This window comes from Nocardiopsis sp. RV163, from assembly GCF_001029525.1.
Classification (GTDB): domain Bacteria; phylum Actinomycetota; class Actinomycetes; order Streptosporangiales; family Streptosporangiaceae; genus Nocardiopsis; species Nocardiopsis dassonvillei.
Window position 1 is genome coordinate 1 of sequence record NZ_LEKI01000013.1, and the last position, 26,518, is coordinate 26,518.

The window sequence follows — 26,518 nt, forward strand, 5'->3', positions numbered from 1 at the left end:
CCCCCACCCCCGAAGGCCCCATGGAATTCACGTCCTTCTCCACAGAGTCGTGCGCACCCGCCGGCGACGGCGGGATCGTCCCCGGCCTGGTCCCCATCCCCAACGTCGACCCCGACGCACTCGAAGAGGCCGTCGGCCGACTGCGCGCCGTCGGCGAGGCCGTCGAGGAGTCCGGTGAGGGCATCACCTCCACCTGGGCCTCCCTCACCGGTGTCTACGTGGCACCGGAGGCCGACACCCTGCTCAGCGTCCTGGACCCGGTCTCCTCCGACGGATCCGCCGTCGCGACCGGAGTCAGGGACGCCGCCAGCGCACTGGAGGCCTTCGCCGAGACCGCGCGAGAGCTCAAGTCACGCCTGACCGGCCTCAAGGCGGAGGCCGAGGCCTTCCGCGCCGACGTGGGCTGGGACAGGGAGTGGCTGGAGGACGAGGACGAGCGCGAGCGCAACAACGACCTGAACAACCGGGTCGCCGCGGCCGTCCACGAGTACCAGGAGGCCGAACGCGCCTGCGCCAACGCGATCGGTCGGCACTACGGCGGCACCTTCTTCACCGGCCACAGCGACAAGGCCGGCCACGACCAGACCTCCACCGGCGGCGACCGCACCTGGCAGGTGTACGGCACGGCCTCGGCCCCCGTGGACCAGGCCAACCCGTGGGGCTCCGCGGTGGACGAGCCTCCCGGCGCACTGGAGAACGCGTTCTGGGGCCTGGGCGACATCGCCGTCGGCGCGGTGGTCGGCCTGGGGGTGACCACCGGGCTGTACCGGGACGGGCGGTTCGCCTATCCCTTCGGCACCGAGCACGGCCATAACCTCCTCACCAACTGGGAGGAGGCAAAAGGCAGCTTCTGGGCGCTGGCGGGCTCGGACGGACAGGGCGAGTGGATCGCGCCGGAGAGCCTGGACGCGCAGTACCACAACGCGAAGGAGGCGTGGCAGGCGTACGGCGACTCCATCGTCCCGGTGAGCGAGTGGGAGGGCAGGCCGGAGTACACCGTCGTGAACGGCGCGGGAAACGTCGCGCTCATGGCCCTTCCCCTGGGTTGGGGCAGGGTCTTCCTGGACGGCCCCGACCTGGGGGCGGGGTCCGGGTCGGGATCGGGGCCCGACGGCACCGGCTCTCCTGACGGCGGCCGCAGCAGCCACGGTGTGGACGGCGCCGGTAACGGGCTCCGCGGCACCGACACCGTGGGCACGGCCGCCACCGCTCCCACCGGGGGCCCGCCCGACCCGGGCAACGCTATCGGCGGGATGCACGAGTCCTTGGCCGGTTTGGAGAGCCATCTCGGAGGATCTCCGGTCTCTGAAGGGACACCGTCAGGTTCCCCCACTACACCACCGTCCCCGGAGGCCCCAACCGGACCGAGCGGGGACACTCCCTCGCTGGATGGGGGCGGGACAGCTCTGAATGGCGGGGACGCCCCGGCGGGAAGCGAGCCCAACGCAGCGCGAGATGCCGACGACCCGACCGCCCGGGACCTGCGCGACGGCACCTCGGACAGTGGCGCCGACACCTCCAGCGCCCCCTGGGCCGCCTCGCCGGTCGCCGACGGCTCCGGACCGAGCGCTGAGAGCCAGACCACCCCGATCAGCGACGCCTCCTCCGACAGCCGTTCGGAGGGGGACCTCCTCACTTCCCGGGAGAGCGACGGGGCCGCAGCCGCCGATGCCGGAAGCGGGCGTGGCGACGGAGGCGACGACGGTTCCGGGCCGCCGCTCGGCGATACCGGCCCCGACGAAGGCCACTCGAATCCGGAGGGCTCGGGAGACGAGGGCTCCCTCCTTGAGGAGGACGAAGGCAGCCTTCTCGTACCGGGTGTCTCCCCGGAACCCGATGTCAGCACTCCGCTACAGGATCGGCCCCTCGACTCGACGAGCGACGATCCCGCCGTCAAGGAGCTCATTCCCCAGGACGGGAGACTCTTCGGCGAAGGCGTCACGCTCGAACCGAACACCCGTTACACACTGCTGGAAGCCGACGGCCAGCGCTCCACCGAGTACATTACCGACGGTGAGGGCGCGATCAGGGAGATCCGGGCGGGCTCCGAGGGCTGGAGCGCGAAACATCCGGAGTTCCTGAATCCGCGGCCGGACATGACCTACGTGGTCGATGACAGGTACACGTTCCGTACCGACGGGCAGGGCAGGACCGTTTCGGCCGAAGGAACCCTGACCCGGGAGGAGAACGAGAGGAACGCGTCCAGACAGGACGCCGTCGGCGACGCCGGAGAGAACTATTTCCGACTCCTGAACGAACAAATCCGGCAGGATTTTCTGGCGGCGGAAGGGCGTGAACCGGAGCCGGGCGAGGTACCACAGTACGATGAAATCGAGTACCAGGGGGGGCATCTCATCGGTTCCCAGTTCTTCGGAATAGGCGAAAACCTCAACATGACCCCCATGAGGTACGACATCAATCAGAACCGGACTTTGACTGCATTCCACGATCGCGCCACAGAGGACCTCGGGGGCATCAGGGGATCTTTCTACAACATAGAGCGCACTTGGCGCGGAATCTTCAGGCAAGGATCCGACTGGCACGGGTTCACCGACCCCAGGTTCAACGATGGCTCCTGGGAAGCGGCGTACGACCTCAATCCCGGAAATCCGAAGATCGATGTCAAGATAACAAACCTATACGACCCCAACATGCCATCGGTGGAGGGACCGGGAGGAACGATATACCCACCCCCCAAGAAAATCATCGTACACTGGAGCCTGAACGGAGTAGAAATGCAACCTCTTGAATACTCCAACCTTCCACCGCTCGCCTGATCAGGAGAAATAAATTGGTAGGCAATTTCTTCAAAAGAGGACACCTGAACCACTCCCAACAGCAAAATATCCTCAAGGAGGCCGGAGCAGAAATCCTCAAAGAAGCCCCCGAAGGATGGGAAATGATTACCTATTCCAGAGAATCAGTGATCGACCACTCAAGCAGCTTGTCCATTATCGAACTCGCGAGCGGAGAAAGTGTTCGAAAGTGGCCGCCTGTTACAGTGGGAAACCTGTTCGATGACCTCCGCGCCGGGATGTACAAGGAAGGCGAGGGAACATGGTTCTCCCTTGAGTACGTCATCACCCGCCCAGGTAAGTTCAAGGTTCGCTACAACTACGACGAGGACCCCCACATCCTCTTCCCGACGGCATGGGGCTTCACCAACGACCTGAAGTACTTCCCTCGCGACGAGGAACACATCCCCGACTGGCTCCGCGAGAAACTGCGCGAGGAAGCCGAGGGCAGAGCCACCGGGTAGGACCCAACCACTCCCCCGCACCCGTTCTTGAAGGAGCTTTTCCCGTGAGCCGCACCCTGGTCGCCCTCCTGGAGCGCCCGCCGGGCATCCCCGGGCTGACGCGCGCCCTTGCCGCGGCGGGGCCGTCACTGCGCGTGCGCCTGACCGCCGACGGCGCGTTCGTCCAGCTGCGCGACGAGGCGGGACACGTGGTCGCGGCGGTGCACGCCGCCCAACGGCTCGCGGTGTCGGCCGAGGCCGAACGGCTCCTGGACACCGCGCTTCCCGACAGCCTGCCCGCGCAGCCCTGGTGGGTGGAGGCCCTTACCACCGAGGCGGGTCTGGCCGACCCGACCACCCGGCAGGCGATGCGCCGCTTCGCCGACACCCTGGTGGAGTGGTACGGCGGACTGGTGTGGCAGTCGGAGCAGCACCTGTCGCGGCTCGACGGGCTGCCCGTCCGGGACACAGGGCATCCGGTGGTCACCGCGCTCACCGAGGAGGCCGCCGTCGTGGTCGAGGACCGGCCCGTCGTTCCGGTCTCGGTCTGGCTGGCCGACGCCCTGGCCGCGCACGCGCGCCGGGGCCGTGCCCTTCAATTGGTCACGCCTTCGGACTCGCGCCTCACCGAACCGCTGGCGACCCTGCTGACCGCGCCCCTGGCCCGCTGGGCGGTGGCCGACGGCGACGGGTTCCGCGACGGGTTCTCCGGCCGCCCGCTGCACTGGGACGAGCGCTACGGTCTGATCGCCGACCCGCCCGGCGCCCCGGTGGCCGACTCCCCGCTGTGGACCGAACCGGCCCCGGAGGAGACCGACCACCAACTCCAGGTAACCCTCAAGGCCGACCACCCGGCCGATCCGAACCTGGTCCTGGGCCAGACGGTGGAGCTGCTCACCGAGACCCTGGCCGGGGCAGTGCCGTCCCTGTTCGGCCCCACCGAACCCGCCACCCTGGCTTGGGAGACCGGCTCCCTCACGGGCCTGTGCCGGGACCGGTCTCCCCGTCCCTCGTGGCTGGTGTTCGCCGGACCGGCCACGTCAGTGCGTCCCGAGGGCGTACGCGCCTTCTGCGGCACTCTGCGGGTGCGCCGGACGCGGGAGGGCGTCCGTGAGACCGTCACACTCACGGTGAGCCATCCACCAGGGGACGAACCGGATCTGTCCTCCCTGGTGCCGCTCGTGCGGGAGCTGACCGACCGGGGCGTGCTGCACGTGATGGAGGTGCGCCGTCGCCGAGGTCGCGCGGACCTGACCCGAAGCCCCCACCGGACGGGCGGGCCGACACCGGTGGGCGTGGCCCTGGGGGTGGAGACCGTCGCCACCCTGGGAGTCGACCGCGCCCTGGAAGCGCCCGTGCGAGCCGTCCCGGTCGGCCCGCCGATGACCCCGGCCGTCTGGTACGACCTCACCGGTGACGGTGACCACGGCGGCGGGGGCTGGGCTGGCTTCAGCGCACTCCTGGCCCATGTGAACCCCGACAGGGACGCCGGACAACAGTCACCGGGACAGGGCGAGGAAGCGGACACGGACACCGTCCCGGTGGTCAGGTTCCGGATGCCCGCGACCGCTGACTGACGCAGACGCCCGTTTCGGGGTTCGCCCCCACTACTCGTATCCAGCGCTTACCCGGCCCCTGCAGGCGTCACCACGGTGGCCCTTGGCGCTGGAGTCGGGCCCGGGCCTCCTCGGCGCGGCGCAGTGCGTCGGGCGGAGGCTGGACGGTGACCCCCACCCCTGTCAGCATGCTCAGATCCAGTTCCCACACCACCTGCGAGCGGCGTTGCCAGAGTGCGAACGCCTCCTGGACATGGCGCTGGGCCGCCCCGGCGGAAGCACCTGTCACCTCGATCAGGTGCGCTATCGCCTGGCCGGCGATCCCCTTCACCTGAGCGAGGCCGAAGTGGGTGACGGTGTGGCAGGGCGTGCAGACACAGATCAGGCGGCGCAGCGTCTGAGTCCTGGACCGCTCATCGAATACCCACCTCTCGTGAACCTCCAGCCAGCGCTGCGCCTCGCGGTCGGCGGACGCCCCACAGATCTCGCACACCCGCCCCGCCCGGTTGACGACCATGCGGCGCAACCGCTCCCAGTCCTGCTGTGACACGCACGAGCGCACGTTCGTGAACCAGCAGGTGGTGGGAACCAGGTCGACGAACAGTCCCGAGCCGAGCGAGCGGTCCTCACCGGGCAACAGGACGGGAACGTCGGGGCGGGCCGACCAGCGCTCCAACCCGGCGATACCCGGCCGGGGCGCGTACCACCGGCGTGCGCCGGGATCCCAACGCGCCCCCTCCGCCTTCGCCAGGTCCTTCTCCGCGTACGGGACGTCAAGCCAGATCCGTTCGGCAGGCACCGCTCTCCTCACACCGCTGGGGGTTCGTGGTGATCGAGCAGGAACTCTAGCGACGCGCACGGGTGGGAGTCAGTACCACCGGGCGACCGGAAACGGCCACCCACAGGGCCTTTCAGCACTGGCGGAGCGCGGTATCCGCTCTACGGCACCGGTCCGGCCCCACGCCACCGCACACGTACACGTGGCCTGACCGGGCCCCGTCCGCTGCTCGGTGTACACCTACCCCGCGCCCAGCGCCGTGGTGAGGCCGTACGGACCTCGTATGCGAATCCGCCATAGGCCACTAGCGAACGGGGGATTCAGGGGCGAAAGGCCCTTGTTTCGCTCCCTCGCAATGACCGGATGCAGACAAAACACATTCCACCTCAGCAAAATTTGCCAAACATCCCGACCGCCACACCACAAGACAAAACATCACCCTTGGCACCACACTTCCCATGACCTGCCCTTCAGCCGACACAGAACAATGAGACCGGTTCAAGAAAAACACGGGCAACACAGCAAGGAGAGGCGTTCTTGTCCGTGGGCGATACAACCGTCACCCAGGAAATACGTTCCTCCGTGTTATTTTCGTTGGACGCACCCACCCCCCGAACGGTGCACGGAAGGACTCGACATGACACACCCCTGGGAGGCGGACCCCAGCACGGACATGGTGCGCAGACTGGGCAGGTCTCCGGAGGAGCTGGACACCACCAACCACGTCAAGGGGTGCCCCGACATCTGGGAACTCTCCAACGGTGACATCGCCGTGATCGGCCGTGACCTGACCCGGAGCTATGCCCACCGGCTTCCCGAAGGGGCGTCGATCGCCGCCGACGAACGGCTCGTCGTCATCCCTCGGATCACGCTGATCTCGGCGAAGGCGGACATTCCCGATGCTTGACGCCATCGCCGGCCTTCCCGGTGACCGCCTCACTCTCGACGAGTACTCCGAGGACTTCGACGTCCGTTTCGACTCGCTCAGGAACACCGACGTCTGGAAGCTCGAACGGCAGCAGGAGTTCGACCAGCCTGAGGAGGAGAGCTGGCTGGCGTTCGCCGACGGCAGGAGGGATGAGGCCCTGCGCATGATGGAGGAGGAACGCGCTTCCCTACGTGCGGAATTCGACCGTCTCGCCGGGCTGGGGTGCCGAATCCGCAGGGTACGAGTCGTGGAGAAGCCGATCCCCCTCTACCTTCTCTGGGAACTGCACTCCCTGCGGATCCGTGCCCAGTGCGGCGAGGACATCCGGGTCATCTCCGCCAAGCCGGTCGCACCGTTCGAACGGGAGGGGCCGGTTCCGGAGATCCTCACCCTCGGCGACACCGTGACCTACAGGATCCGCTACGACGGCAGGGGGATCCTCGACGGAGCCGTCAGGTACACCGACCCGGACGTCACCGCACGGTGCCGTTCCGAGATCGCGGCCCTGCACGAGACCGCCGAGGCCATGGAGGAGTTCTTCATCCGCGAGGTGGGTGGGGCGGAAGTCGCCTGTGTCTGACGGTAGGCGGCACCGACCGGACGAAACGCCCGGTGACGGAGCGGACGACGATGTCCGGTCACGTATGTCCGACGTCTCCGGCCGTGCGGTGCAGGCGCGGGACGTCCGGGGCGGCGTTCACTTCCACGGGCACGAGCCCGCTCCCTCCCGTGCTCCGGTACCCCGGCAGCTCCCCGCGGACGTGCGCGGGTTCGTCAACCGCGTCGGTGAACTGGCGGTGCTCAGCACACACCTGCACCGCACCGGCGAGGAAGCGCACGGGTATGCGGAGTCCACACTCCACGTCATCGCCGGTACAGCCGGGGTGGGCAAGACGGCCCTGGCCCTGCACTGGGCGCACCTGGTCCGGGAGCGCTTTCCCGACGGACAGCTCTACGTCGACCTGCACGGTTACGGTCCCGGGCTCCCCATAGCACCGGAACAGGTGCTCGACAGGTTCCTGCGGGCGTTCGGGGTACCGGCTGACTCGATACCCGCCGACCTCGACAGTCGGGCCGCCCTCTACCGTTCCCTACTGGCGGACCGGCGTGTCCTAGTCCTCCTCGACAACGCGTCGACCACCGCGCAGGTACGTCCCCTGCTTCCCGGCTCCTCGGGCTGCGTGGTCCTGGTCACCAGCAGGGACCGGCTGTCCGGCCTGGTCGCCAGGAACGGAGCGCGGCGTCTGACCGTGCACACCCTGGCTCCCGACGAGGCCGTGGAACTCCTGGAGCACGTCACCGGCCACCATCGGCCCAAGGACGACCCGCGCGAGGTGACCGAGCTGGCCCGGCTGTGCGGGCGGCTCCCTCTTGCCCTGCGCATCGCCGCCGAGCGTGCGGCCAGCCGTCCGTACATGCCGCTGGACGACCTCATCCAGGACCTGCGCGACGAGTCGGCTCTCTGGGACGCGCTGGCCACCGACGACGCGGAGGAGGCCGACGCGGTCCGCTCCGTCTTCGCCTGGTCCTACCGGGCTCTGCCCGAGGAGGCCGCGCGTCTGTTCCGGCTGCTCGGCCTGCACCCCGGTCAGGATTTCGACGCGGGCGCCGCGGCGGTCCTGGCCGAGCTCCCGGTCCGCCGTGTCCGGCGCACCCTGGACGCCCTCGTGGGCGCCCACCTTCTGGAGCAGACCGGCACCGACCGCTACCGCTTCCACGACCTGCTCCGCTCCTACGCCACCGACCAGGTACGCCACGAAGAGGCGAGGGAGGTCCGAGAGGGTGCGCTGCGACGACTCCTGACCTGGTACCTGTGTGTGTCGGACGCCGCGGCCGGAGCCGTGGGCTCACACCTGAGACACCTCGGACCGCCCGAGGAGGAGACCGGGGAACTCCGTGAGTTCGCGGACAGCGCGGAGGCGGTCCGGTGGTTCGAGCTGGAGAACAGGAACCTGACCGCCGCCGTCGAGACGGCCGTCCCCGCGGGCATGGACGGCATCGCGTGGCGGCTCGCCTCCGCCCTGAGGCATTTCCACACCTTCCACTCCTTCGACTCCACATGGCTCACGACCGCCCGCCTCGGGCTGGAGGCGGCACGGCGGGAGGGCTGTACCCCGGCCGAGGCGGACCTGGAGGAGAGCCTGGGTATGGCTTGCGTGCAGGCCAACCGCCCCGAGGAGGGCCTGGTCCACCACCAGCGCGCGCTCGGGCTGAGGCGGGACACGGACGACGGGTTCGGTGTCGCCATGTCGTTGAACGCCATCGGTCTGGCCCGCCTTCGCACACACGGGCTCGGGGAGGCCCGTGAGCACTTCGAGCGCTCCCTCGAACTGGTGGGGCTTGCCGGTGAGCGCTTGTGGGAGGGGATCGTCCTCGGCAACCTCGCCCAGTGCGTGCTCGAACTGGGCGAACCGGAGGAGGCCACAGTCCTGGGTGAACGGGCCATCGGCATCCACCGGGAGACCGGCGACCGGATGAGCGAGTTCGCCTGCCTGGCCTCTCTGAGCGCGGCCTGGCGGGAGTTGGGCCACACCGACCGCGGACTGTCCTGTGTGCGGCGGGCGCTGGAGGTCGCCCGCGAACTCGGCGACGTCGTCCTGGAGGGGTTCGCGTACCTGGAGCTCGGCAGGGACCAAGCTCGGCTCGGGGACCTGGAAGAGGCCCTGCTCTCGTTCCACGAGTCGGCGAGCCTGCACCGCAGAACGGCCGACCACGTGCGCGAGGCCGAAGCCTTCGAGGGGGTGGGCGGGGTGTACACGGCTCTCGAACGCCACGACGAGGCCGCGAAGTTCTACCGGCAGGCGGTCAGCACGTACCGCAGGTACCGGGACCGCTGGAGGCTGGCGGTGTGCCTGGACCGGCTGGCCTCGGCGGTGGCCGCCAGCGGTGACGCGGAGGCGGCCAGGGGGCGCTGGGGCGAGGCTCTGGAGGCCCTGGAGGGGTTCACCGATCCCAGGGCCGCGCGCCTGCGCGAGGAGATCGGCGCCCGGGTGCGGGGTACGGACTCCTGATGCCGGGCGTCCGCTCCGCACTGGTCACACGCCCGGGTCCGGGCTTCCTGTACCGCCAGCTCTTCGTGTCCACGCACAGCACGACGTGTCCCGCCTGTGGGGGGGGATCCCCAACCGTCAGCCAGCCAGATGCGCCACCGCGGCGCATGTGTTGGGACATCGGCACCGGTATCCGTGATTTCAGGGGGAGGGACATGGCCGCGGAAACCCAGAAACCCGACCTCATCGAGGTCACCATCTCCGACCACCGCCAGGTCGAGCGGATATCCACAGAGCTGGAGGGTCCGCTTTCGCCCGAGGCGCGCAAGCAGCTCACAGAACACGTGATCACCGAACTGGTACGGCATTCGGTCGCCGAGGAGCAGCACATGTACCCGACGGCACGGCGAGTGCTGGACGACGGCGACCGCATCGCCGACCACGAACTCCAGGAGCACGCCGAGGCCGAGCAGGTGATGAAGGACCTGGAGGGCCTGGACGCCGACGACCCCGAGTTCCAGCGGCTGCTGAACACGCTGATCTCGGACATCCGCCACCACGTCGAGGAGGAGAGGGACCTGCTGCCGCGCCTGCGCGCCGCGTGCACACCGGAGGAGCTGCGGGAACTGGGCGCCAAGGTGGTCAAGGCCAAGGAGGCGGCACCCACGCGCCCCCGCCCAGGCGCGCCCGACGCACCGCCCGCCAACAGGATCCTGGACCCGGGAGCGGGGCTCATCGACCGGATGCGCGACGCGCTCTCGAACCGCAACTCCTGAACGCCCGGCGCACGGCCCCGTTCCCGGCACGAGAACGGGGCCCTCGTGTGGGTGCGCCGTGTGGGCTCAGGCCCGGTCGGCGCGCACGCGCTCCCCGGCGATCAGGGCCGCGCTCTCACCGCCCCACGCGTCCGCCTCCCGCCAGATCACCGACACCCCCAGGGCGCCGAGCAGCGCCGGGGCCGACCACTCCTCCTCGGGGGGAGCGGGGAGGACGAGGCACACCCGGTCGGCGTCCGCTCCCCGGGCCCAGCGGGCCTCCAGCACCTCCAGGGCCTCCCGGCGCAGCCTTTCGTAACCCGTGTCCTGCTCGGGCAGGACGCGGTACAGGACCGACAGGCCGGAGAGTTCGCAGAGTACGTCGCCGCTCCCCCGGTCGTCCGGTCGGCTCCCCGCCCGGTACAGGTCGGCGATGAGGCTGTGGCGCAGGAAGCCGTACAGGCTCTGGTCCCGGGGCTCCTCCCTCTGCGCGACTCCGGCCAGGAAGAGGCGCAGGTGCTCGGCCGCGGTGGGTTCCTGGGTCCCGGCCTGCGGCGGAACCCGTGGTGGGGGTGCGCTCATCGGCTGCTCCTCGGTCCGCTCGGTCGCGGTGTCACGGTGCCTTGTGGTGGTGTCGCTGTGCCTTGTGGAGGTGCGCTGGGAGATCCGGGAGGTGACTCCCGCGCTGTGCTGGGCCCAGCTGCGTTCGGCGTGCACGGTCTGGTAGTCGATCACCGACGCTGCGGACCTGTCCAGGACCAGCCGGTAGCCGTCGCGTTCCAGGTGCCAGCACCCGTCCGCGCGCCGGGCCTGGCGGCCCTCGGTCAGGAAGCCGCCGAGCATGGCCCGGATCTCGGCCTCGGCCTCCCTGGCCGTGGCCCTGTGGCGGACCGCGAAGCGGGCGCGCGCCGCGGCGCTGACGGTGATCGCAAAAGCCCGCACTGAGGGCTCCAACCGGGCTCCGGTGTCCAGCCCGGTGGACGGGCCCAGCACGGTCGGCCGGTCCTGCGTGTGCAGGGGCCGCCTGGTGCGGTAGCCGTCGCATCCGGGCCGTCGGCACCAGCCGTCCGGGGAACTCGTGCGGTTGCGGCACCGCTGACCGTCGGAGTGGTGACGGACGCAGGTCCTCTCGTGCTCTGTCGCTGGGGCGGACGGGTCGATGAGGGTGTCGGGCAGAGGTTCGGTGTACAGGACGGTCAGGGTCTGGGTGCACCGGGTCAGCGCGACGTAGAGCCGTCCTTGGCCTCCGGGGCCGGAGTCGGAGATCTGGTGGGGCTCCACCAGGACGACGTGGTCGAACTCCAAGCCGCTGACGTCGGAGGCCGCCAGGGTACGGACGGTGCCTTCGGCGGGCGCGGGGCCGGTTGCCAGGGCGTCCGCGATCGGCTGCAGGTGCGGGGAGGCGCCGTCGGCGATGACCGCTACGGAGCGCTCACCGCCCTTGGCCAGTAGTTCGGTCACGCGCTCACGGACACCATCGATCAGGTCCTCAGGGGCGAGACGGGCCATGGTCAGCTCCCCGTCCCGGGGCTCGCGGAGCGTTTCGGGGAAGGTGGTCAGTTCGGAGGCGGCAACGGCGGCGGGGACGGCCGTGTGCATCACCTGGCTGGGGATGCGGTATCCGAGGGTGAGTTCCCGCAGTTCCCAGCCGTCGGGCAGTTCCAGGTGGTCTGTCAGGGCCGCCCAGTCGGTGTGGCTGTGCGCTCCCGTGGACTGGGCGAGGTCGCCCAGGAGGGTTAGGGAACCGCTCGGGCAGCGGCGGGCCAGGGCCCGCAGCTGCATGGGGGTGAGGTTCTGGGCCTCGTCCACCACGATGTGCCGGTAGCGGTCGGGGGTGTCTCCGCTGAGGAGGATCCGCAGTTCCTCCAGACAGAGCAGGTCTGCGCTGGTCCAGGACTCCTGCCCGGTCCGGGTGGCAGCGGGCCGGTACAGGGCGGACTGTTCCTCGGCGGTGAGGACGCCCTCGCAGGCCTGTCTCAGCACCTGGGCGTCGCCGAGCAGTCTGCGGTAGAGGCGGTTCTCGGAGATCCGGGGCCAGGTGGCGTTGACGGGTCCGGCCAGGGAGGACGTGATGCGGCGGCGCAGTGCCTGTCCCTGGCGGCGGTGCCGGTAGGAGGTCTGGTCGAGCATGCGGTCCACGAGCAGGTCGGTGAAGCGCTGTCGGCGGGTGTTGAGGGGTGCGTCCGACTCCAGCACCTCACCGAAGATCCGCTCGATGTCGGCCTCGGCCACGGCCAGGGGGCTCTCGTCCACCCGGACTCTGAGCTGACCGCCGTCGAGGAACTTCGACCAGGCACCGGCGCGTACCGTCTGGCGGACCGCCCGGCGCAGGACCCCGGCCATCCGGGCATCGGACTTGACCCTGTGCTGCTCGACGGTGTCGTGGCCCGCGCTCCGCCCCGGGCACAGGTCGCCGACGCGCAGAGAGGTCACGCCGCGTGTGCCCAGTGAGGGCAGCACCGCGCTGACGTAGTCGAGGAAGTACTGGCTGGGGCCGACGACGAGGACCTGCCACGGGGTGAAGCGGTCGTTGTCCAGCAGCCAGGTGACACGGTGCAGGCCGATCGCGGTCTTGCCGGTCCCCGGACCGCCCTGGACCACCAGTGCCCCGGGCCGGTCGTGGCAGACCAGGTCGAGCTGGTCGCGGTGGATCGTCTCGACGATGTCGCGCATGAGACCGTCGCGGGAGCGGTCCAGTTCCCGGAGGAGGAACGGGTCCTGTGCCGTGCCCGTCTCCTGTTCCTTCCGGGCGCGGACCGCGGCCGCCACCTGAGCAGGGGAAGCCTGCTCCGGGGAGGGGTCGTCGGCCTTGCGGACGAGTTCGTCGTGGTAGTCCACCACGCGTTGGCCGTGGCAGCGCAGACGTCGGCGGAGCGTCACCGCGCCCTTCTCGGTTCCCCGCTCACGGCGCCAGCGGACCGCCGCCGGGCTGGACCACTTGACGACGAAGACGTTCCCGGCCTCGTCCCGGATGCTTCTGCGGCCCACGTAGAAGGTCTCGTCGCCGCTCTCCTCCTGAAGGTCCACGCGTTGGACGACGAGCTGCTGTCCACCGAGTTCGTACTGCGCGACCCAGCGTGCGTACTCCTCGTGCTGGGCCACGCTGTCCTTGGCGCTGGCGGCGGCGTCGGCGGTGGCCAGCCGTGCGGTCTGGTCGCGCTGCCGTTCCAGACAACGGTGGGCCCGGTCCACAGCGGTCTGTTCCTGCTCGATGATCCGTCGGCGTGTGTTGCTCCCCATTTCCTCGCCTCCCTCACGGAGAAAGGTGCGGTGGGCGGCGCCACGGGGGGCGGTGGCGTCACCCTGGTCGGACCGGTCACGGAACAGTCGGCATGCGGAGTCGGGGGACCGCGTTCGGAACCCGATCCGGCTACCCGAGCTGTGTGCACTCACAGGAACCGTAGGTTCATGACAGCATAGGACTGCCTGTGAATACAGCCAACCATAATTACGAAGAAGTTTTTCGGTTCTGGTGGCCGGGTGCGGCCACGCCCCTGAGGCGCCCGTTCCCCAGCGCACACCTCGGCGGCGGCCTTCAAGGAGGTGACGGGCGCAGGACGGTGTCACCAGGCCTGAGGGCACCGCGCCAGCCCGCGTCCGGTGGACCACGGCCGCCCATGTCAGCGCCCCTGGCCCACCGGTCGGAGTCAGTCCTGCGGCCAGCGCACCCTGAGGCGTTCGACCAGGTCGCGACGCTCGAAGCCTTCCAGGATGTCCGTCAGGCGCCGCAGCATCGCGATCCGTTCATGCTTCTCCAGATCGGACAGGAAGGCGTCCAGGACCGGGTCCTCAGAGGGGCCGACATCGTCCGACCGGTCCTCCGGGAACCGGAACTCCGCCTCGGGTGTGTACTCCTGCCGAGGGGACAGCAGGTCGAGCGCCGCGCCGGCCTGGGCGATCTCGTTCCAGCGCTCCTGGTGCTGCTCGAACCACCACACGCGCGCGGTGAGCGGATCGTGCAGCACATCCTCCAGCAGTTCCCGGACCCGGCGCATGCGCACCTGGTGCTCCTCGCGGGCCACCTCGGCGCGGTGCCACACCATCTGGCGCTGGCGTTCGAGGGCGAGGTCCTCCTCGTGCGCGGTGAGGGCCACGCTGACGCCGAGGTCGTGCACGGCCGACACACCGAAGCCGCCTCCCCCGGTCAGCACGCAGGCGACCTCCGCCTGGGCGCGGCCGTGGTCGCCGAGCGGGAAGTCGGCGCTGCGCCGGGCGGCCTCGCGTATCAGGGCGCTCTGGAGCAGTGCACGGCCGCGGGCGTGTTCGCTGTCCTCCGCGCGGTACCAGACCACCGTCAGGTCGAAGGCGGCGTCGAACCACAGACCCTGGCTGCTGGTGGGCAGACGCGCGGTGAAGACTAGCTGTTCCTGCACGACCTCGTGGGTGTCCGGGCGCCCCCTGTCCGGCGGAGGACCGAACAGGGCGTGGATCAGTGATGTGAACAGTTCTCCGAGCATGGCGTCCTCCTCAGGACGGGTCGAGGGCGCGGCGCAGTTCCTCCACCGCGGGCGAGGTGCGGGTGTGCGCGCAGGACCAGCGGCGGGCGCAGCGGCGGAGTGTGTCGGCGAAGCCCGGATCCCCAGCCGCCGCGCCCAGCAGCGAGTCGGGGACCGGCTTGTCCGCCCGGCGCTGGTCGGCCATGACTCCGAGCCAGGCCCACAGCACGGCGTCGGGGCGGACGGCGGACAGGTGGAGTGCACGCCAGGCGGCAGAGACCGGCGCGGGCTCCAACTCGCCCCGTCGCAGTGCGGACAGGACCGGCGAGCCTTTGGGGCCTTCGACCTCCAGGAGGCGCAGCAGCAGACGGGCTGCCAGGGTGGAGCGCCTGCCGCCGCCGTCCACCCAGCGCGGCAGCGCGTCCAGCACCACCGCGAGGTTGCCCGGTTCGGCCGCGATGTCCTCCAGGGCGCACAGGAGGTCCTCCTCCCAGGAGTCCTCGGCCCTGTTCGCGAGGTGGCGCAGCCGGGTGAGCGCCGTCTTCGGCTGGATCCTCCCGTAGATCCGGCACACCTCCAGCACCATCCGGTCGCGCGGCGTCGGCCTGCGAGAGGAGGCGATGCGGTAGAGCCGGTGACGGGTCCAGGATCCCAGTTCGCGGGTGACGGCCGCCTCGGCGATCGCGGGGACGGCGGCCGGTTGCAGGGCGGGCGAGGCGCTCCAGAGGTCCAGCAGCGTCTCCAGGGGGGCCGGGTCCCGGTACCTGCGGGCCAGGGTCAGCCAGCGCCTGGCGACGTCGATCCGCTCTTCCCGGGAGAGCAGGGGCGCCGTCTTCCAGGCCCACTCCTGGAAGGAGGCCCGTGCGTCGGGGTGTTCGCGCCACAGGTGGTCCAGGGCGTCTTCGCCGTGGCCGGGTCGGTGGAAGCGGACCCGGTCCCCCTCGACGTGGGCGCCGATCCCTCCCAGGTACTCGGTGAAGCCGCTGCCCGAGATGGGGGTGGGGCGCATCGGGGACACCCCCCACCGCTCCGCCAGCCCGTGGGCGTGGCGGACCACGGTGTCCGAGGACGCGCCCTCCAGCAGTGCCACGGCCTGGGTGAGGACCCGGGGGAACTCGTTCTCCTCCTTGCCCGCGGACCAGCCGGGCAGCGTGTCCGCGGTGTCGGCGAACTCCTTGAGCGCACGCTCGATCCATGCCGTGTGGTCCTCCTCGGCCAGAGGAGCGTGCGGAGGACTGGTGCGCTGCACGTCCTCGGCGAGCCGGACAGCGCGGGCCGGTCCGACACCGGACAGCGCCGCCCCCACACGCTTGTCGGCGGCCCAGCGCCGAGCCTGGTCCGCACCGTACAGACGGCCCATGAACTGGAAGAAGACGTCCACGGCACGTGCCGGGGCGTCGATGCGCAGCCGTGCCCGACAGGCGGCGAGTTCCTGTTCCCAGGAGTCGGAACGGCAGACGACGACGAGGAGGGTGCCGGAGGCGCGGACCTTCTCGACGAAGGTCCTGACCGCGGCACGCTGGGACGCGCTGGGCTCGCGCAGGTCGCTCAGGTCCATGAAGCGCGGGCGTTCGGAGGACAGGGTGATGTCCGCCAGTCCGGCGTCGTCGGTGTCGAGGTCGGCGATCACCTCGTCCACGGTTTCGTCCGGGCACAGGGTGGCCAGCGCGTGGATCGCGGTGGTCGTCCGGCCCCTGCCGGGTTCGCCGGTGACCAGACCCATCCGGTGACGCGCCAGTTCCTGGGTGAACGCGGTGTACTTCCGGGCGTCGCTGGGGCGGAAGGCGGCCAGGACGTCCTTGACCCGGTCCGGTCCCAGTTCGGCGGCGTGGCGGAGTTTGCGGGTCGCGGCCTCGCCGAGGAACTCGCGGTACTCGTGGTAGTGGACGCCTCCGGTGATGCTGTCGGCGCTGACCACCTGACCCCGGTTGTCCCGGACCGCGTTGCCCGCGGGCACCCAGGGCTGGTCGCCGACGAGCGCTTCGGCCGGGTCCGCGTCCACGGCCCCGTCGAAGGCGTCCGCGTCCCAGGGCTCCTCAGGAGGCATCGGAGGCACCTCCGAAGGAGACGCCGCCGTTGACCGTTCCGGCCTGGACCACCTGGCCGCGGTCGTTGTGACCGACGCTGTTGCCCGTGGTGGGGGCGGTCCCGCCCGGCGCGGCGGGGACCGGCCCTGCCGGGCGGCTCCGCTCGGGCGCGGGGCTCGGCTCGGGTTCGTCGTGCGCGCCGGGAACCCAGGAGGGGGTGGGCACGAACAGGTAGCCCTCGGCCTGGAAGTCCTTGGAGGGGACGGAGGCGTGCACGGGCCGCCAGCGGCTGGCGCGGACGGGGGCGAAGCCGCCGAGCACCACGTCCTCGTAGACGCGGCGGGAGACGATGGTGGCCAGCAGGGTGGTGTCGGGATCGGAGGCCTCCAGTTCGCGCCGCACGGGCTCGGAGTCCAGCAGCCGGTGGGTGCTGATCATCGCCTCGCCCATGGCGTCGATGCCGCTTCCGTCTCCGGTGTCGGGCAGGGGGCCGACGTCGATGCTGGCGCGCAGCCGCATGCGCAGGTTGCGGTCGTGGGCCGCCAGGAGGGGCTGGATCTGTTCCAGGACCCGCTGGAGTTCCTCCAGGAAGGGGCTGATGAGGTAGGGCAGGTGCTCGGGTTCGGCTCCCATGACGTAGCCGTCGCCGCTGTGGCGGGGGAAGCGCGCGTCCTTCCACACAGGGAGCATGTCGGCGCGGGTGAACGCCTTCTCCAGTACCTCGGGGATCTTCTGGCCGACGAGTTGCTGGTTGCGTGCGCTGGTCCTGCTGAACTTCTCCATGTCCACCGCCAGCACGGCGCGGTAGGGAGGGAGGGGCTCGCTCTTGCCGATGCGGGACAGGTCGATCTCCACCGGGGACTCCTGGGGGTACGGGGGCCCTCTCTCGGGCCGGACGGGACCACACTCCCCGGCGCACGAGCCCCGTGGTGTTCAGTTCTGAACACAGGAGGCTTCGGGTGTCCGCTGTCACACCGGTTCGTCTCCGGCCGCCAGGGATTCCAGCGCCTGCAGGTCGAGGATGGCCACGTACTGCCGTCCGGTGCGGATGACGCCCCGTTCCCGCAGGGAGGTGTAGGCGTGGTGGAGGGAGGTGCGCGACATGCCCGCGAATCCGGCGATCTCGCTCTGGGCCAGGGGGACCCCCAACAGGCATCCGCGCGTGACCGGTGCGCCGTCCTCGGACAGGGGCGCGGGGAGGGGTTCGCCCATCACCGAGGCGAGGTGGAGCAGGGCGGCGGGCAGCCTGCGGTCGGCGGGGAGGGAGGACTGCTGCACCCTGAGGCGGTCGCCCTCGTCCTGACGCATGAGGGCGCTGTGCCACAGCGCGTTTCCCAGATCGAGCTCGTCGACGACCCTGCGGAAGCGGTCCGCGGGGAGGAAGGCGGTCGTGCTCGGGCACAGGGCCGTCACCGTGGCGTTCCTGGGGCGCTCGGCCCCGGCCAGGACGGACTCCCCCAGCATCTCGCCGCGGGTGCGGAAGGCGAGGGGGACGCAGGAGCCGTCGGCCCTGATGGAGACCACCTTGGCGCGGCCGTTCAGCACGAGGTGCACACCTGCGCCGACCTCGCCCTGCCGCAGGAGCGTCTCCCCCCGGGCGAACCTGCGTGTCACCGCCGACGCGGTCAACCGCTCCCACTGTTCGTCGGTGACCAGTCCTCCGAAGCCGTGCCTGTCCACGCTCGCGACTCTCCTCTTCCCGGGGCTGTGACCGGCAGGGCGATTCTCACCGGTCGTGTCCGCCCGGGCACGGTGGTGGCCGGGTCCGGCCACCACCGGCAAGGCCCGGTTTCAGTGGGAGCCCGAGAGCGCCCGTGGGACCTCGTCGTCGGAGACTGCGCGGGTCACCGGTTGGACGGTGACCCGCAGCACTTCTTGTACTTGCGTCCCGAGTCACACCAGCAGGGCTCGTTTCGGCCGGGCGGCCACGACCGCAGCCTCGGGTCGTCCGCGGCGACCCCCCGGTCCGCCCAGGTCCGGACAGTGTCGTCGTCCGCCGGGTCCCGGCCGGAGCGCTCGGCGAACTCGACGATCTCCTCCACGCCGTGCAGTACCACGCTCCGCGGCGTTGCGGGGTGTTCGCGGTCGCGCTCGCGCAGGCTCCGTTCGGCGGCGCGGTAGTAGGCGTCGGCGCCGTGCTCGGCGGCCTGCTCCGTGAGCAGTCCCCGGGCGCGGGCCCCGTCGAAGGCCGCGCGGGAGTAGAGCGCCTCCACCTCCCGGTCAGGGCCGTCCCCCTCCGGCCAGTCCTCCTCCTCGTAGGACGGGCCCAGCGCGCCCTCCGCCTGCCGTTGGGCCACGCCCAGGGCCACCTCGTCGTGGTCGTCGTGCGGCAGGCCCAGCTTCATCCGCGCCAGCAGGCGGTTGACGAGCGGGGACAGGTAGAGGTCGTCATCCTCCGCGAGTTCCTCCGGCGGCTCGGCGAGCAACTGCCGGGCGGCGATGTTGAAGCAGCGCAGCGCCTCGTCCCAGCGCTCCAGCTCCCGCATGTACTCACCGAGCAGGCCGGCGGGCCCTTCGCCCAGGCGGCCGGGGCGCAGCAGCTCGGAGGTGATCCGCTCCGCATCGGCCCTGTCCCGCGGGTCCGAGCCCTCCCGCAGCAGGTCGGCCAGTTCGACGGAGGCGTACTGGCCGTCCTCGGAGGTGGACGGGTGCTCGCGCACGGCCTCCAGCAGGCGGCGGGCCTGGTCGGCGCGTCCCGCGCGGCGCAGTTCAGCGGCGAAGTCCATGAGGACCTCGAAGGTGTCGTCCGGGTATGCGGCCATCCCTTCCAGGACGCGATCGGGCAGGTCCAGTTCCCGGATCGCGGCCGTCAGGGGCGTGTCATCACCGGTCGTGGCGGTGGAGGAGGCGTGCTCGGTCATGTCCACCAGGCTAGAAGCAGCCGCAACGGCGGACGGCCCGTTTCCCCGGACTGGGAGGACGAGAGGTGTTTCCCGGCGGGGAGCGAGGGGGTTCACGGCATTCGACGGAAACCTGCCCTTCGGGCTGCGGGAAAGAAGGAAAGGAACACGGACACAGAAACACGCCAGCACCACGGGCTGCACGGACAGGGCACAGACGCACCACTCACGTCGGATGTCAGGACGCCACGGACGGAATTCGCATTCACCCCGAGGCCGAATCAGGCCATTTTCCCGCACAGGACACCGAAACCGTTCATGATGGAAAACGTCCCCCACTAACTGAATCGGCCGGGAGCAGCCATGGCGCGTACCTGGGGAAGTCGGTGTCGAGCGACCGGAGAGCGGCCTCCGGGCCGGAGTCAGCGGCTCACCGCCCTGACGGCCCTGTCAGCCCTCTTCTGCCTGGCAACCGGCTCCGCCGCGTGGGCCTCGGGGAACGACGGCGGGGGCGCGGAGGCCGTCGAGGCCCCCGACGTGGTCTTCGAGGAGGAGCTGGGCACGCTCTTCGACCCCGTGGAGACCGTGCCCGACGCCCGGGGCGTCACCGGGCACCTCTTCGGCAACGGTGAGGACACCGCCTACCTGTTCGCCCTGCGGGACGCCGAACCCTGCGCCCTCCCGGAGGGCGCGGGCGGCACCGACGGCGAGGAGAGCCGGGGAGTCCGGGTGACGGTCGCCGTGACGGAGACGGGCTCCCAGGAGTGGGTGACCGTGGAACCCGTCCGGACCGACGTGTACTACGCCGCCCCCGACGACCTGGTCGTGGAGATCGTCGAGCCCTTCCGCGAGTTCGTCTACGGCGCCGCGCGCGTACGGATCGACTGTCTGGCTCCCGGCGGCGGGTGGGAGCGGGCCGCGCTGACCGGGCTCAACCTCACCTCGGTGAGCCAGAGCGGCGCAGGGGCGGAGTTCTTCGTGGAGCGGTTCTCCCCCGTCGTGGAGGACGGGGCGGTCCCGCTCGACCTGAACACCGAGGAGTACGTCGCGGGCGACCAGACCACTCCGGTGATGGAGGAGCTGCGCGCTGAGCTGGACGGCGAGCCGGTGGAGCTGTCTGGCACGGGCAGCACCGGGCAGGTGCTGATACCCGAGGGAACGGAGCCGGGCCTGCACGTGCTCACACTGGTCCGGGAACACGAGTTCACCCCGGGATGGGTGGACGTCCCCGTCATCACCGGGTTCGCAGCGGCCCCGGCCGCACCGGCGCCCGTGGCCGCTCAGGACCCCGGCCTGCCCCGCGTGGACGAGCTGCGCACGGACCCCCGGACGCTGCTCCTCGCCCTGGGCGCGAGCGCGGTGGCGGGCGGCGCCCTCATGCTGATGGTCGGGTTCCCCTCCGACGTCTTCAACAAGTCGGTGGAGGCCAACCAGGGGCGGGTGCGCCGGTGGTGGAACGGTGTGCGGGCGGCCCTGGCGGGGCGGCGGGGCAGGCCGCGGGCGGTCTTCACCCCGCGTTCGGTCCTGGCCTTCCTCGTGTTCTGGGTGGCGGCCGCGGCGCTGCCGGTCCTGTTGAACTGGGACCCGGGCCCGCAGGCGACCCCGCTGCTGGACTTCCTGGGCCTGCTGGTGGCGGTCTTCTTCGTCACCGCCTTCTACGCCGGGATCGTCGACGACCGGGACACGGCGTGGTCCGGTGTCCGGGGCCGGTTCGAGGTCCTGCCGACGGGCCTGGCCATCGTGGCGCTGTGCTCGGCGCTCTCGGCCGCCCTGGACTTCGAACCGGGGTACTTCTACGGGCTGATCGCCGGGTTCGCGGCGGTGGTCGACCGGAGGTCGCGGCTCGACATGCCCGTGCGCGTGCGGGAGGACTTCGCGCGTGTGCGCGAGGGGCGGGCGACGATGCTGGGGGCTGTCTTCATCCTCGTCCTGAGCGCGGCCTGCTACCTGGCCTGGAGCGCGTTGAGCCCCGCGGCGCAGCGGGAGGACGCCTCCCTCGTGCTGCGGCTGGCCGACAAGGCCCTGTTCTCCACCGTGCTGCTGGGCGTGCAGACCGTCGTCTTCGGGCTCCTGCCGATGAAGTTCCTGGACGGGTACCGCCTCTGGCGCTGGGGCGCCGTTCCCTGGGCGGCGGTGTACCTGCCGGGCCTGTTCCTCTTCGTCTACCTGATGCACATGCACCCGGCCCAGGTCTCGGCTCAGACCGTCCCCGAGTCCCTCGTCGACACCCTGGTCCTGTTCGCGGGCTTCGGCGTGCTGTCCCTGGCGGTGTGGCTGCTCTTCGTCTGGCGCTCCCGGCGGGACGAACGGCCCGCGGCGCGGCCGACGCGGAACGGACGGCCCGCGCCGGCCCCTGTCACCGGCGCGGGCGGGGCGCCTCCGGTGCCCGTGGGGGCCGCGGCCGCGGTGCCCGACGCCGGGCGTGGACAGGTGCCGGACACCCCCGCAGCACCCGCGACGGAACCGGAGGACGATCCCAGCGGGAACCGTGAGGAAGGGGGCTCCGACACCTCCGGAGAAGGGGGTCCGGAAAGCGCACGGGAGGAACCCGCGGAGGACGCGGAGCAGGGACCGGCGGGGTGAGGCGCTCCGGCGCGGAACGTCCGCGGGGGCCGCCCCTGTCCGGGGCTCCCGCTGGGAGCGGCCGGTTCCCTCACTCCGCGTCCTCGTCCAGCTCCCGCCAGCGCACCGACGAGACCTCCGGCTCCAGGCTGAGCCTCCTGACCAACTGTTCCACGGCCTCGTCCCGGCGTGCGCCCGCGAGGACGTCGGCGTACACCGACACCAGCTCCCCGTCCTCGTCCATGCGGCGGCAGTCCAGGGAGCGCAGTGTGAACTCGGTTTCGGACAGCGCCTGGAGCAGCAGGGCCCGTACGTGGGGGTCCTGGGCGTCCGTGCACACGATCCGGATCCGGTAGACGGTCTCCCCGTCCTCGGAGTTGACGGGCGAGCTCTTCTGCAGCCGCCGGGCCACCGGGCGCAGCAGGACGTTGGCGGCCACCACCGCCACCGCGCCCATCGCCGCGACCGGGTAGACACCGCTTCCGGCCAGGACTCCCACTGCGGCGGCGCACCAGATCGTCGCGGCCGTGTTGATGCCGCGGATGTTGATGCCGTCGCGCAGGATGACGCCCGCGCCGAGGAAGCCGATGCCCGACACCACCTGGGCGGCGATACGCGTGGGGCTGACCTCGTCCACGGTGTAGGCGGCCAGCAGGACGAACAGCGCCGACCCCACGGCGACGAGCGCGTTGGTGCGAAGGCCGGCCATGCGCGCCCGCCACTGGCGTTCGACGCCGACCAGCGCGCCCAGCCCGAACGCGCAGCCGAGCCGGAGTGCGGCCTCCCACCATTCCAACATCGGCCCGCTCCCCCACAGGTCGCCCGTCCGGTCCGCTTCGAGGGGCCCGCGGTGCCGGAACGCCGACACGCAAGCGACATCATGAACGTCTCGCCGGATACTGGACACGGCTACCCGCTCATCACCCGCGTACACCCGCTTTCCTGTGAATGCGCCCAACCACCGCAGAACCTCAGATCAAAAGCCCGCGAACAGGGTTTCACCCGGTGCCTGTGTATAGTCGTGACCGGTCTGCTGTCGTCCCGGACGGGTGGGGAAGCCATGGGCACCGGTGAGGTGGAGGTGAGCTCGGCCGACATCGCCAGGATCGCGGGCGTGAAGCCGACGGCGGTGAGCAACTGGCGGCGCCGCCACGACGACTTCCCCGAACCGGTGGGGGGCACCGACCGCAGCCCGCGCTTCGACCTGGCGCAGGTGGAGGAGTGGCTGTCCACCCACCGCCGGGTGCCGAGCATCGACCCCGACCAGCGCCTGTGGCAGGCACTGGACTCCCTGCGCGACTCCGTCCCCGTCGACGCGGTACTCGTTCAGGCCGGGGTACTGCTGTGGCACCTGAGCCGCGAGTCTGGGGCCGGGGAGCGCGGCACCGGAAAAGCCGGGGAACAGGACGGATCCGCTCTGGCGGTGCACGCGTGGTGCAGTTTCGAGGACCTCCTCGAAGGCGCGGGTCTGGCCGCTCTGTCCGCGTGCCGCCCCGAACCCGTGCCGGAGGCCCGGCTGGGCCCGTTGGCCGACGCGGCGGTGCGCGCCGCGCGGGAGAGCGGTCCGCGGGCCGCCTTCGAGCGCCTCCTCAGCCGCCTGGACCAGCGCTCCCCCTCCGGCTCGCACACGGTCCCGCCCGAGCTGGCCGACCTCATGGTGGTCCTGGCCGGAACCGGGGACACCGGAACCGGTCCCGAGGACACCGCGGCCCCGGAGGAGGACGGCGCCGGGAACGGGGGCGGTCCCGCCGGTACCGTGGCCGACCCCGCCTGCGGGCGGGGCGCTCTGCTGCTCGCCGCCGCGCGCGGCGGAGGGCGCGCCCTGCTGGGACAGGACCGGGACGCCGCCTCGGTGTGGCTGGCCGCCCTGCGCCTGGCTTTCGCCGGAGCCCTGACCGGCGAGGCGGACCTGCGGGTGGCCGACGCGCTGCGCCTGCCCGCGTTCGCCCCGAGCACACCGGACGGCGCGGACGGCGCCGACGCGGTCGTGTGCGCCCCGCCCTTCGGCGAGCGCGGCTGGGGGGTCGAGGAACTCGCGGAGGACCCCCGGTGGACGTACGGGGTCCCCCCTCGCCTGGAGTCCGACCTGGCCTGGGTCCAGCACTGCCTGTCCCTGGTCCGGCCGGGCGGTTGGGCGGTCGTGCTGATGCCCCCGGGCGCCGCCCAGCGCCCCTCGGGGCGGCGCATCCGCCGTTCGCTGCTGCGCGCGGGCGCCTTCCGCGCGGTGGTCTCGCTCCCGCCCGGGTTCGCGGCCCACTACGCCGTTCCCCTCCAGTTGTGGGTGCTGCGCCGACCGGAGCGGGACGCGGTCCCCGCCCCCGTGCTGCTCGTGGACACCGCCCCGCACGAGCCCGGGCAGACCTGCCCGCCGGGTGGGGTCCTCGGCCGGATCGACCGGTTCTGGCGGGAGTACCTGGCCGATCCGGAGGGGTTCGACGAGCGTCCGGGGACGGCGCGGGCGCTGGAGGCGGCCGACCTGCTGGACGAGGACGTCGACCTGACCCCCCGCACGCGCCTGCCGGTTCCGCGCGCCTGGGCGGGCGACCTGGACCTGTTCGCCGAGCGGCGCACTCGCGTGGAGGACGCGCTGCGTACGCTGCGCACGCTCCTGCCCGAGGCGCCGCGGGTCGAGTCCGGCGGCGAGGCGGTCGGGATGGTCACGCTCGGCGAGCTGGCCCGGGCCGGGTCGGTGGCGATCCGGCGGCCCCTCCCCCGGCGTTCGGCGGAGGAGGCTGGCCCGCGCACCAGCGCCAGAGTGCTCACCGGTGAGGACGTGGTCCGCGGGGCGTGGGCCTGGCGCACGGAGGAGGTGGACGCCGACCCGATGCGCAACCCCCCGATCCAGGAGGGCGACGTCCTCATCCCGGCGGTGGCGCCGAGGCCCGCCGCGCGGGTGGCGACCGGGGACGACGCGGGCGCCTACCCCGGAGGCGGCCTGTACGTGGTGCGCACGAACCCGGGCGCGGTGGACCCGTGGTTCCTGGCGGGGTTCGTCACCGGCTCCGGCGGGAGCCGGGACATCACCCGGACGAGCAGCAGCGTGCGGGGCCACCTGAGGATCGACCCGTCCCGGATGCGGCTCCCGGTGCTGCCGGTGGAGGAGCAGCGGCGGCACGGTGAGCTCTTCCGGAGGGTGGCGCGGTTCCGGGAGGCGCTGCTGGAGTTGCGGGAGCGGGGCGAGGAGCTGGCCGACCAGGCCGTCGACCTGGTCGCCGGGAGGTGGGAGACCTCCTCCTAGCGGCCGCGGGCGGCCCCGGCCCGCTCCTTCGGGCAGGGGCGCCGCGACGGACCCCGGGAACCACCCGGGTTCCATCGGCCCGGCTCGGGCGGACACGGGCGGCCGGAGCGCGGACGGCCGAGCCCCGCACCGGGCCGACGGCGGGGATTCACGTGGCGGACGCGCCGCCCGCCGCGCGGCGCAACCTCGCCGCGAGGCGGTCGAACGCCGCCGCGAGCTCGTCTCCGTCGATCACCTCGACCTCGGCGTCGAGCTGTGTCATCCACAGCGCGAGCCGGTCGGGGTCGTCCGAACCCAGCTCGACACGGCACGTGGTCTCGTCGACCGCCTCGATATCGACCGGGACGGGGATCTTCGCGGCGACCCCGGCGGCGGGGGCGTGCACGAGTACCCGGGCGCGGTACTTCCAGGCCGCCTTGCTGACGCGTCCGACGACGTACTCGACGGCGTCGTCCCCCGGGATCGCGCGCGGCCGGAACCGCGCACCCGTCGGTGCGTGCGGAGCCATGCGGTCGACACGGAAGATCCGCCAGTCGTCACGGTCCAGATCCCACGCGAGCAGGTACCAGAGCGGCCCCCAGCTCACCAGCCGCCGCGGTTCGGTGTGGCGGGCCGCTTCGCTCCCCCCGGGCTTGGTGTATCCGAACCGGAGCCGTTCGCCGCCGCGGACCGCGGCGGCGACCGCGCCGAGGACCGAGAGGTCGAGCGGCGGTTCGGTCCCCGGAACGACGCTCGTCGCCTCGCGTACCGCCTCGACGCGCCGGCGCAGGCGCGAGGGCAGCACCTGCTCCAGCTTCGCGAGAGCGGTGAGCGATGTCTCCTCGACGCCGATCCTCCGGGTCGCGACCACACCCAGTCCGACCGCGACGGCGACGGCCTCGTCGTCGAGCAGCAGCGGGGGCATCGCGGTCCCGGCGGCCAGCCGGTACCCGCCCGCGACACCGGGACGCGCGTCCACGGGGTAGCCGAGCGACCGCAGCCTGCCGATGTCGGCGCGCACGGTCCTCGTGCTCACACCGAGCCGACCGGCGAGCTCCGAGCCCGTCCGGTCGCGCTTGAGCTGGAGCAGTGACAGCAGTTCGAGCAGGCGGGCGGAGGTGTCCAACATGTTCCCCATCATTTCGGCGATCGCGGAAGCTCCTCTTCCGCATTGCCTGAAAACGTCGGTGT

18 protein-coding genes are annotated in these 26,518 nt (G+C 71.4%); 9 read left to right on the forward strand and 9 right to left on the reverse strand.

The genetic code is table 11. The features are described 5' to 3' along the window. Window positions 1–20: 20 nt before the first annotated feature. The 3 genes from ABD54_RS04300 to ABD54_RS04310 are packed head-to-tail and all read left to right on the forward strand — an operon-like array spanning window position 21 to window position 4,815. A complete protein-coding gene (locus ABD54_RS04300; protein ID WP_047868112.1) occupies window positions 21–2,777 on the forward strand; it encodes a DNA/RNA non-specific endonuclease in 2,757 nt (918 codons plus the stop codon). Between the two features lie 14 nt (window positions 2,778–2,791). Continuing rightward, window positions 2,792–3,259 (forward strand): immunity protein YezG family protein, encoded by a 468-nt coding sequence (locus ABD54_RS04305; protein ID WP_047868113.1) that lies wholly within the window; start codon window positions 2,792–2,794, stop codon window positions 3,257–3,259. Between the two features lie 44 nt (window positions 3,260–3,303). Beyond that, window positions 3,304–4,815, forward strand: a complete 1,512-nt coding sequence (locus tag ABD54_RS04310) for a DUF6177 family protein (protein WP_200904040.1) — start codon at window positions 3,304–3,306, stop codon at window positions 4,813–4,815. 67 nt (window positions 4,816–4,882) lie between these two features. Here the strand turns inward: ABD54_RS04310 and ABD54_RS04315 are convergent, their stop codons facing one another. Next, on the reverse strand, window positions 4,883–5,593 hold the full coding sequence (locus ABD54_RS04315; RefSeq protein ID WP_047868114.1) for a DUF5710 domain-containing protein: 711 nt from the start codon (window positions 5,591–5,593) through the stop codon (window positions 4,883–4,885). A gap of 616 nt (window positions 5,594–6,209) precedes the next feature. On the opposite strand from ABD54_RS04315, the gene ABD54_RS04320 reads away from it, so the two are divergent. The 4 genes from ABD54_RS04320 to ABD54_RS04335 all read left to right on the forward strand — a co-directional run bounded on the left by ABD54_RS04320 (window position 6,210) and on the right by ABD54_RS04335 (window position 10,266). Further along, on the forward strand, window positions 6,210–6,479 hold the full coding sequence (locus ABD54_RS04320) for a hypothetical protein (RefSeq protein ID WP_047868115.1): 270 nt from the start codon (window positions 6,210–6,212) through the stop codon (window positions 6,477–6,479). Then, window positions 6,472–7,080 carry a DUF6879 family protein gene (locus tag ABD54_RS04325; RefSeq protein ID WP_047868116.1) on the forward strand — a complete coding sequence of 203 codons (609 nt, stop codon included), beginning with the start codon at window positions 6,472–6,474 and terminating at the stop codon, window positions 7,078–7,080. The genes ABD54_RS04320 and ABD54_RS04325 overlap by 8 nt, the downstream gene beginning before the upstream one ends. A gap of 64 nt (window positions 7,081–7,144) precedes the next feature. Then, a complete protein-coding gene (locus ABD54_RS04330; RefSeq protein ID WP_047868117.1) occupies window positions 7,145–9,511 on the forward strand; it encodes a tetratricopeptide repeat protein in 2,367 nt (788 codons plus the stop codon). Window positions 9,512–9,705: 194 nt separating this feature from the next. After that, on the forward strand, window positions 9,706–10,266 hold the full coding sequence (locus ABD54_RS04335) for a hemerythrin domain-containing protein (RefSeq protein WP_047868118.1): 561 nt from the start codon (window positions 9,706–9,708) through the stop codon (window positions 10,264–10,266). Between the two features lie 66 nt (window positions 10,267–10,332). Here ABD54_RS04335 and ABD54_RS04340 read toward each other — a convergent pair whose 3' ends face one another. The 6 genes from ABD54_RS04340 to ABD54_RS04365 all read right to left on the reverse strand — a co-directional run bounded on the left by ABD54_RS04340 (window position 10,333) and on the right by ABD54_RS04365 (window position 19,569). Then, window positions 10,333–13,485, reverse strand: coding sequence for an AAA family ATPase (locus ABD54_RS04340; RefSeq protein WP_047868119.1), 3,153 nt, complete (start codon window positions 13,483–13,485; stop codon window positions 10,333–10,335). A 407-nt stretch (window positions 13,486–13,892) separates the two neighbouring features. Further along, entirely contained in the window at window positions 13,893–14,702 is an 810-nt protein-coding gene (locus tag ABD54_RS04345) for a hypothetical protein (RefSeq protein WP_047868120.1), read from the reverse strand. A 10-nt stretch (window positions 14,703–14,712) separates the two neighbouring features. Then, window positions 14,713–16,728: a hypothetical protein gene (locus ABD54_RS04350; RefSeq protein WP_053063536.1), complete on the reverse strand. Its 2,016-nt coding sequence runs from the start codon at window positions 16,726–16,728 to the stop codon at window positions 14,713–14,715. Next, window positions 16,718–17,563, reverse strand: coding sequence for a hypothetical protein (locus ABD54_RS04355; RefSeq protein WP_047868121.1), 846 nt, complete (start codon window positions 17,561–17,563; stop codon window positions 16,718–16,720). The genes ABD54_RS04350 and ABD54_RS04355 overlap by 11 nt, the downstream gene beginning before the upstream one ends. A gap of 114 nt (window positions 17,564–17,677) precedes the next feature. Then, window positions 17,678–18,388: a Crp/Fnr family transcriptional regulator gene (locus ABD54_RS04360; RefSeq protein WP_047868122.1), complete on the reverse strand. Its 711-nt coding sequence runs from the start codon at window positions 18,386–18,388 to the stop codon at window positions 17,678–17,680. 164 nt (window positions 18,389–18,552) lie between these two features. Further along, window positions 18,553–19,569 (reverse strand): SEC-C domain-containing protein, encoded by a 1,017-nt coding sequence (locus ABD54_RS04365; RefSeq protein ID WP_047868155.1) that lies wholly within the window; start codon window positions 19,567–19,569, stop codon window positions 18,553–18,555. Between the two features lie 342 nt (window positions 19,570–19,911). Here ABD54_RS04365 and ABD54_RS04370 point away from each other — a divergent pair, with 342 nt between their 5' ends. Next, on the forward strand, window positions 19,912–22,131 hold the full coding sequence (locus ABD54_RS04370) for an FGLLP motif-containing membrane protein (protein WP_047868123.1): 2,220 nt from the start codon (window positions 19,912–19,914) through the stop codon (window positions 22,129–22,131). A gap of 70 nt (window positions 22,132–22,201) precedes the next feature. Here the strand turns inward: ABD54_RS04370 and ABD54_RS04375 are convergent, their stop codons facing one another. Next, window positions 22,202–22,909, reverse strand: a complete 708-nt coding sequence (locus ABD54_RS04375; RefSeq protein WP_047868124.1) for an MgtC/SapB family protein — start codon at window positions 22,907–22,909, stop codon at window positions 22,202–22,204. 261 nt (window positions 22,910–23,170) lie between these two features. On the opposite strand from ABD54_RS04375, the gene ABD54_RS04380 reads away from it, so the two are divergent. After that, window positions 23,171–25,348 carry an N-6 DNA methylase gene (locus ABD54_RS04380; protein ID WP_047868125.1) on the forward strand — a complete coding sequence of 726 codons (2,178 nt, stop codon included), beginning with the start codon at window positions 23,171–23,173 and terminating at the stop codon, window positions 25,346–25,348. Window positions 25,349–25,496: 148 nt separating this feature from the next. On the opposite strand, the gene ABD54_RS04385 is transcribed toward ABD54_RS04380, so the two are convergent. After that, a complete protein-coding gene (locus ABD54_RS04385; RefSeq protein ID WP_047868156.1) occupies window positions 25,497–26,456 on the reverse strand; it encodes a YafY family protein in 960 nt (319 codons plus the stop codon). Between the last annotated feature and the right edge of the window lie 62 nt (window positions 26,457–26,518).